This window comes from Bacteroides sp. OF04-15BH (genome assembly GCF_003477995.1).
Taxonomy (GTDB): domain Bacteria; phylum Bacteroidota; class Bacteroidia; order Bacteroidales; family Bacteroidaceae; genus Paraprevotella.
Genome location: NZ_QUEM01000056.1, coordinates 1 through 8,420, shown reverse-complemented (window position 1 = coordinate 8,420; position 8,420 = coordinate 1). Strand labels below are relative to the sequence as shown.

Annotated in this window: 4 protein-coding genes; 2 read left to right on the top strand and 2 right to left on the bottom strand. The window is 44.5% G+C overall.

From position 1 onward, the window contains the following. The first annotated feature begins 344 nt into the window (after window positions 1-344). The gene (locus tag DXA74_RS15095) at window positions 345-2,060 is read left to right on the top strand and encodes a chitobiase/beta-hexosaminidase C-terminal domain-containing protein (RefSeq protein WP_147401149.1); all 1,716 of its coding nucleotides are present in this window, start codon (window positions 345-347) and stop codon (window positions 2,058-2,060) included. Window positions 2,061-2,192: 132 nt separating this feature from the next. Here the strand turns inward: DXA74_RS15095 and DXA74_RS15090 are convergent, their stop codons facing one another. After that, a complete protein-coding gene (locus DXA74_RS15090; protein WP_118528960.1) occupies window positions 2,193-3,299 on the bottom strand; it encodes an HAD family hydrolase in 1,107 nt (368 codons plus the stop codon). A gap of 70 nt (window positions 3,300-3,369) precedes the next feature. Then, window positions 3,370-5,277, bottom strand: a complete 1,908-nt coding sequence (gene dnaK / locus DXA74_RS15085) for a molecular chaperone DnaK (protein WP_118528956.1) — start codon at window positions 5,275-5,277, stop codon at window positions 3,370-3,372. 277 nt (window positions 5,278-5,554) lie between these two features. Here dnaK and DXA74_RS15080 point away from each other — a divergent pair, with 277 nt between their 5' ends. Next, window positions 5,555-7,594: a patatin-like phospholipase family protein gene (locus tag DXA74_RS15080; protein WP_233550582.1), complete on the top strand. Its 2,040-nt coding sequence runs from the start codon at window positions 5,555-5,557 to the stop codon at window positions 7,592-7,594. The last annotated feature ends 826 nt before the right edge of the window (window positions 7,595-8,420 follow it).

Sequence of the window (8,420 nt, the reverse complement as noted above, 5' to 3'; positions counted from 1 at the left end):
AAAAAAATATTTTATAATAGTGTTGCGGAATTAAGGAAAATAAGAAAAAACTGAACTATGCCACAAATGCACTCAGAGACGTCAAATATTTAAAAGGCTGGATAGGCAAAGTAATACCATTTGTAAATTATTTAACTCTATGTTCTGAAGCAATAGATAATATATCTAAAATAGGCAATTTGCATACGCAAGTTCCTACATTAGAAAGTTGTAAGTGTGAGGATGCTAAGGAATTGATTTCTATCACAAATAATGATATTGAGCTATTTTTTGTGGGAGAAATAAGTTTCTATTTAGGTCGAATAGAGATTGAACTTATAAATGATCTAGCTAGTATAGCAGGATTGACCGCAACAGGAGGTGCTGCCTTACCAGCTGTAGCACTAAAACAGCTGGTCAAAGAAATCCTCATTGATTTCGGAATGGATTTTGCTCATAGTACAATATTCTCTTATGCAGAAAAAAATATTCTTAAAAAAATCAACATTATAAAACGAGAATGCAACAGTTGCGATGATGAAGATGATGAGGAGGACGGCAACGAGGGATGCGATAACTGCTACGGCAATAGTGGAAGTGATTCGGGAGATTCCGGAAACGGACACACCAATGGAGTAGAAGACCCTTCTGGCTATGTTTACGAAGGAGTATTCTCAAATCGTCTTGAGGGTGTCACCGCCACTTGCTTCTACAAAGAGATTGTAGAAGATATGTATGGCGATAAGCATGAAAACATTGTGAAGTGGGATGCAGAAGAGTATGCCCAGGAAAATCCACTCTTCACCGATGAAAACGGCTATTATCGTTGGGATGTGCCGCAAGGTCTGTGGCAAGTGAAGTTCGAGAAAGAAGGTTATGAAACCACTTACTCCGAATGGTTGCCGGTGCCTCCACCTCAGTTGGAAGTAAATATTGCCATGACACAAAACCGCCAGCCCGAAGTGAAAACCGCCCATGCTTTTGACGATGCTGTTGAAATTGAATTTGACAAGTACATGATGCCGGAACTGCTCACGACAGATAATATCTTTATCATGGATGGTGATCATATTGCAGAGGGTAATATCGTATTACTCAATGAAGAAGTTTCCTACGAAGGAGAAAGCACCAAGTATGCCTCTAAGGTTCGATTCAACAGCAATGTCCCCTTTGCCCATGAGGAGATTACCCTGCACGTAAGCAACCGCGTTAAGAGTTATGCAGGTATCCGTATGGAGGATGATTTCGTGCAAGAATTCCCGGTTGAACTCGAAGTGTCAAAGATCGGAGCAGATTCCACCGCGAATGTTTTCTATGGTGATTCTATAAATCTGACCATATCAGTGCTTCCCGCAAAGGCATCTGCCGGTAAGGTTCTGACTGTCAGAAATACTTCCTCTATGATTCTTGGCGTAGACCAGGAACGCGTCATCATTGACGAAAAGGGTAATGCCGTGATTACTGTTCACGGAGAATTACCGGGAACGGCAGCTGTTATCTTCGGTGTTGAAGGCTATGACCTTACGGCAACAACCATGGTCGCAGTCAAACATGGCCCAGAACTCACCAAGACTCCTACTGCCAGCATAGCTTCTGGCACAACCGTTGAAAAGGGTACGGAAATAACGTTGTCCTGTGCAACACCTAATGCGGTTATCTATTACACATTGGATGGCTCCTGCCCTTGTGACAACAATGCTTTGATTTACGATGGAACTCCTATCATCATCAACGAAACGACCACCCTTAAGATGATGGCAGTGGCTCCAAACATGTATGAAAGTGAAGTCGCAGAATACATCTATATTGTTGATACGGAGAGCGCCATCGAAGAAATCTCTCTTGATGAAGATGTTATGATCTACCCGTTGCCTATAAAGGACAAACTAAATGTATCTGCAAAAGGCAAGACCATCAGATCCATACAGATTATAAACATCAATGGTTCGATTATGAGAAGCTATAATGTATCAGCAAAGAAAGTTTCGCTGAATGTTGGCAATCTGTCAGCCGGAACCTATATCGTAAATATTGTTGCAGGAAATAAGACCTTTAGCAAAAAGGTCATCAAGATTGAATAAAACTTCCTGACCAGTCTATTAATCACTTCAAGCCGTTCTCTCATCACAATGAGTGAACGGCTTGATTGTTATCTCCCTATTTGTCGGTTTCCATTTACACAAAAAAAATACTTTACAGCCTGCCAATAAAAACTATTCAAGAGATGAATAGAAAGAAGCAACATCTTCATCCTTTTTTATAGATGAAACCTGTTTATTCTTTTCTGCAATTAGCTGTAATTGCTTCTTTTCTTCCGGAGTCCAGTTCTTGATTTTCTTAAGTTTTGAAATGATAGAATGGGTTTGTTTAAAGCTATTGCTATTCTCCAAATCCATGATAAGTTTTTCTTTTTCCTTATCTTCCTTATAGTCAGCCTTTCCATTATGACGAACCTGTTCTTGTTTGTTTCTGTAATGGATAGACATCAGTTTTTCATTCGAAGCAGTCGTGTCGATGATGTTTTTCACCAGCATGTCCAATTCTGATCCTTCTGTATAGTCGGCAGGAGCATAATATTTTATTCGTTTATCTTCCATCATTCTATAGACTTTTCTCTTATCCTGAGTTTCCGGATTAAAAACTCCTATTGAATGACCTGAATTAGTATTGATAAGTTTCATACATGGTATATCCGTGTCGCTGTCACCAATATAAATCATGTTTCTAAAAGGAATACGAATATCCTCCGGCGCAAAATAATCGTTAACAGCAGAATCATTTACATCCAATGTACCTTTCTCTATTCTAAAAAGAAATTGTGTCTTGCTGGTATAATTGATCGCCTGCGCCGGCCATTGAGCAACTCCTTGCTCATCATAATAAAATGAACTGGCATAAATTTTCTCAAATTCCTTTGCCACTTTTGTTCCTTCTATCATTTCTTTCAGTCCTGATGAAATGATATAATGCTCCACGATTACTCCTTTTTCTTTTCCATACTCTTTTATACGCTTAAACCATGTTTCAACACCGGGGAACAACTGCACCTTAGCTCCATAATCCCTTAGAGCCTCTCTATTAAATACAAATCTTCCATGTGCTTTCCGAAGCATTGTAAACATATAAGCCAAATTTTGGTCCATGTCATTGTCTTCGGCCAGTCCATTCGACTCCTTCCAAAAAGACTCTACTTCATACCCTACCGATTGAATATATCCTTGAGCCTGCATATCATCGGGAGATAAAGTTTTATCAAAGTCATAACATATTGCAATGACTGGTCTATCCTCTTTTGATTTTCTTTGAAATTCCTTGCTCATAATTTTATAAATAAAAAAATGAGGCATAACCATGAAAATTATGCCTCATTAAAACTATATTGCCGATTAATTACTTAACTTCCTCAAAATCAGCATCCTGAATAGTCTCATTTGAAGAAGAAGAACCTGCGTTAGCAGAACCCTGAGCACCTGCACCCGGACCAGCCTGTGCACCACCCTGGTACATCTGAGCGCTGGCAGCCTGCCATGCGTTGTTCAGCTCAGCGGTAGCAGCGTCGATAGCGGCGATGTCACCAGCCTTGTGAGCATCCTTCAACTTCTGGAGAGCACCCTCGATTGCAGGCTTCTTGTCAGCCGGAATCTTGTCACCCAACTCCTTCAACTGGTTCTCAGTCTGGAAAATCATTGAGTCAGCGTGGTTCATCTTGTCTACACGCTCGCGCTCTTTCTTATCAGCATCAGCGTTAGCCTCAGCCTCAGCCTTCATCTTCTCGATCTCTTCCTTGCTCAAGCCAGAAGAAGCCTCGATACGGATAGCCTGCTCCTTACCGGTAGCCTTATCCTTGGCAGATACCTTCAAGATACCGTTGGCGTCGATATCGAATGTTACCTCGATCTGAGGAACACCACGACGAGCCGGAGCGATACCTGTCAGGTTGAACTGACCGATTGACTTGTTCTGTGAAGCCATTGGACGCTCACCCTGAAGAACGTGGATGGTTACCTCAGTCTGGTTGTCCACAGCAGTAGAGAACACCTCGCTCTTGTTGCAAGGGATGGTTGTGTTGGCGTCGATCAACTTGGTCATGACACCACCCATAGTCTCGATACCCATTGACAGCGGAGTAACGTCGAGCAATACGATGTCGCCCACACCAGCCTCCTTGTTCAGGATAGCACCCTGGATAGAAGCACCTACGGCTACTACCTCGTCTGGGTTTACGCCCTTTGAAGGAGCCTTTCCGAAGAAGTCCTCAACCAGCTTCTGGATAGCCGGGATACGGCTTGAACCACCTACCAGGATTACTTCGTCGATATCAGCGTTGCTCAAACCAGCGTCGCGCATTGCGTTCTCGCAAGGAATCTTACAAGCCTGGATCAGACGGTCGGCCAACTGCTCGAACTTAGCACGAGTCAGATTCTTAACCAAGTGCTTAGGCACACCGCCTACAGCTGTGATGTATGGCAAGTTGATTTCGGTAGTTGTTGAAGATGACAACTCGATCTTTGCCTTCTCGGCAGCCTCTTTCAAACGCTGCAAAGCCATAGGATCCTGAGTCAGATCAACACCTTCCTCGTTCTTGAACTCTGAAGCCAACCAGTCGATGATTACCTGGTCGAAGTCATCACCACCCAGGTGAGTATCACCGTTTGTTGACAGTACTTCGAATACACCGCCACCGAACTCCAGGATTGAGATATCGAATGTACCACCACCCAAGTCGAATACGGCGATCTTCATATCCTTGTTAGCCTTGTCCACACCGTAAGCCAAAGCAGCGGCAGTAGGCTCGTTCACGATACGCTTCACTTCCAGTCCGGCAATCTGTCCGGCCTCTTTGGTAGCCTGACGCTGTGAGTCAGAGAAGTATGCAGGCACTGTGATTACAGCCTCGGTAACTTCCTGTCCCAGATAGTCCTCGGCAGTTTTCTTCATCTTCTGCAGAATCATGGCAGAGATTTCCTGCGGAGTGTACAGACGACCGTCGATGTCTACACGCGGAGTGTTGTTGTCACCCTTTACTACAGTGTAAGGCACACGTGCGATCTCTTTCTGAACCTGATCGTAAGTCTCACCCATGAAACGCTTGATAGAGAAGATAGTCTTCTTTGGGTTGGTGATAGCCTGACGCTTGGCAGGATCTCCCACCTTACGCTCGCCGCCATCTACAAAAGCTACGATTGAAGGAGTAGTACGCTTACCTTCGCTGTTAGCGATTACTACCGGTTCGTTACCTTCGAATACAGAAACACATGAGTTTGTTGTTCCTAAGTCAATACCAATAATCTTTCCCATAATTATATTTGTTTTTATTATTATCTGAATAAATGATTTTAAATTCTCTCCGGATGCCCGTCTTTTCAGAGCGCCATCCGCATAATTAAAAACAAACCCCGTGCCAAAACCGAGAAATGGCGAAAAAAAATTGTTGTCATGCAATTATAAAGCGGATGTAGGGAGTTATTAATATATAATAATGTATCTTTGTCTGCAAACCCATAAATATGACATATTCACAGCAAAAAAGTCCTTTTTGACTGACAAGTTGGCATATTTTCATGACGATTTACCAATGAAGAAACTATTCCTTATCCTGATGATTCTGTTGCAGGTGCTCTCCGAAGCTGCAGCGCGCCCCAAAGTGGGGGTGGTACTGAGCGGAGGCGGTGCCAAGGGTACGGCACACGTGGGTGTACTCAAAGTGCTCGAAAAAGCCGGCATTCCTATTGACTATATTGTGGGCACCAGCATGGGAGCCATCGTGGGCAGCCTCTACTCCATCGGCTACTCTCCCGAGGAGCTGGACAGCATCATGATGAAACAAGACTGGAAACAGCTGCTCAGCGACCAGCAGAAGAGAGAGAACATGAGTCTGGAAAGCAAGGAGGAAAGCGACCGCTATATCCTTTCGCTCCCCTTCCACGAAAAGCCGCAGGATGCCATCAGCGGCGGTGTGCTCCGCGGACGGAACATCGGCAACATGCTTTGGGAACTGACCGAGGGCTATCACGACTCGATCGACTTCCAGAAAATGCCGATACCCTTTGCCTGTGTTTCACAGGATGTGGTGACGGGAAAGGAAATCGTACACACCTCGGGCGTGCTTCCCATTGCCGTGCGGGCCAGCATGTCGCTGCCGGGCATCTTCGCGCCGGTGGTTCTGGGCGACCATATCCTGATTGACGGCGGCATGGTGAACAACTATCCGGTGGATGTGGCCCGCAAACTGGGAGCCGACATCATTATCGGTGCCGATGTGCAGGAGGAACTGAAAACGGCCGAAGAACTGGAAAACGATATTTTTGCCCAGTTCATGCAGCTCATCGACCTGCAGGGACAGGCACGCTGGAAAGACAACATCCGCAACTCGGATGTGTATATCAAGATCAACATCAAAGGATACAGCACCGCCAGCTTCAAGACCGAAGCCATCGACACGCTGATCAACCGGGGCGAACTGGCCGCCATGGAAAAAATCGACCAGATTTATGCCATAAAAAAGCAGTTGGGCGATGTGAGCAACGAAAATCCGGCCCGCAACAGCCGTCCGGTACGCTTCTCGCCCGAGGCTGAGCACAAGCATGAGCAGTACAAGCATCTGCTCATCGGCGACGCGCCCAAAAACACCCTCAACCTGGGCGCCAGATATGACAACGAGGAAATGGCGGCCCTGATTTTCAACACCCAGTTTCAGTTCAAGCAGCTGCCCCGCCACTCCTTTGCCTTGACCGCCCGCCTGGGTAACAAGATGACGGGACGGCTAGACTATGCCTTCCACCTCGGAAAGGAATGGAATCTGGCAGCGGCCTATAAGATAGAATTCAACGATTTCAACATCTACAATAAGGGCGAACGCGTCTGTGAAGTCAACTTCAACAAAAACCGTCTGATTCTGCACTTCGGCCGCAGCTGGAAAAAGATGCTGATAAACTTCGGCAGTGAGATCATCAACTACAATTACGGTGATTTTCTTTTCAAGTCGGAGAACCACCGCTTTGAAGAAAACATCGACAAGGAGAGTTATTTCAAGATGGGAGCAGAATGTTCGTTCAACAGCATGGACCACCCGTATTTTGCCACTACCGGACAGAAATTCTCCGCCTTATATAAATATGTAGTATCGCTCAATCATCAGAAACCGTTCCACGTAACCAGCATCTACTGGGAAAGTGCCGCTTCGCTGAACACCCGCTTCACCATCCACTCCTGGGCAGCCGGACGCTATGTCACCGCCAGCAACACGGTTTCCGAATCGAATACTATGGGCGGACAGGAAGCCGGAAAGTATTTCGAGCAGCAGATTCCGTTCTACGGCATCAACCGGTTTGAAATCGCCCACCGCGCCTTGGCTCTCGGCGGACTGGAATTACGCCAGCGGATTGGTAAGGTGCACTATGTCAGTGTGGTAGGCAATCTGGCCATCACATCCGACAAATGGCTGAAATTCTTTCAGGACGGTTTCGGAGCCGATGAGGAAAAGGGATACCACATCATCGGAGGAGCCATAAAGTATGACTGGAAGACCATCATCGGTCCCATCGGTGCCACGCTGCACTATTGCAGCCGAAGCAAAGCCTTCGGTGCCTATGTGCGGGCCGGATTTAACTTCTAACCTTATAGCCGGACGGAACAGAACATACAAAAACCCAAAATCTGGTTTTCGAAGCGAAAGAAAAATACGGACAAAGCACCCGTATTTTCCTTTCGCTTCATTTATTTATGCAATACACTGATTTACAAAGAATTATAAAATTAATTTCTTTCAAAGAATACCGGAATTCAAATCATCACGATAAAGTTCTGAAAACATCCTGATATTCCGGAAAAATCATCAGGATGTTTTCAGAAGTTCGTGCCGAAAAAATTAATACCCGACTATAGACCGGTAAAAAACAGGAACAAAAAACTCCTTCCCGATAATATCGGTTTTGCAACCGAAGCATCCAATAAAACGAAGCGTGTTCCTATATTTTTTCAGGATATAGGGACACGCTTCTTATTTCTATGGTAAAATAATGTCTCAAAGGCTACGACTTGCTGGGACGCGACCGATATACATATATAAATGTAAATTCTCAGGGGCGCATCGAGAAATTTTCCAATGTCCTCCCTCGTTATGTTCTCCTTTCTTTAACATGGAAATTTAATAAGGTGGAGAAAAAGAAATCATAAACGAACAATCTTAAGAAAAGCAGCTGAAATTCCTTCAAAAACAGGAAAAGTGTCCGGTTTTGTGTCCGAAAATGGACAGTGTGTCCATTTTCGGACACTGTGCTTTTTTGTTAACGTATTGATATTTAATTAAATAAATTTTTGGCACGATTTTTGTTTCATAATACACAGTTTAATGTATAAGAAACCACTTTAAAAACTGAACTATATGAAACACTTACGACGACTATTCTTTTCCATCCTGCTTTGCCTCTCCGTCATTGCTT

Bases quoted from the DNA above. Each gene is read 5' to 3' on its own strand.
- DXA74_RS15090 (WP_118528960.1), bottom strand. From the start codon at position 3,299: ATGAGCAAGGAATTTCAAAGAAAATCAAAAGAGGATAGACCAGTCATT.
- dnaK (WP_118528956.1), bottom strand. From the start codon at position 5,277: ATGGGAAAGATTATTGGTATTGACTTAGGAACAACAAACTCATGTGTT.
- DXA74_RS15080 (WP_233550582.1), top strand. From the start codon at position 5,555: ATGAAGAAACTATTCCTTATCCTGATGATTCTGTTGCAGGTGCTCTCC.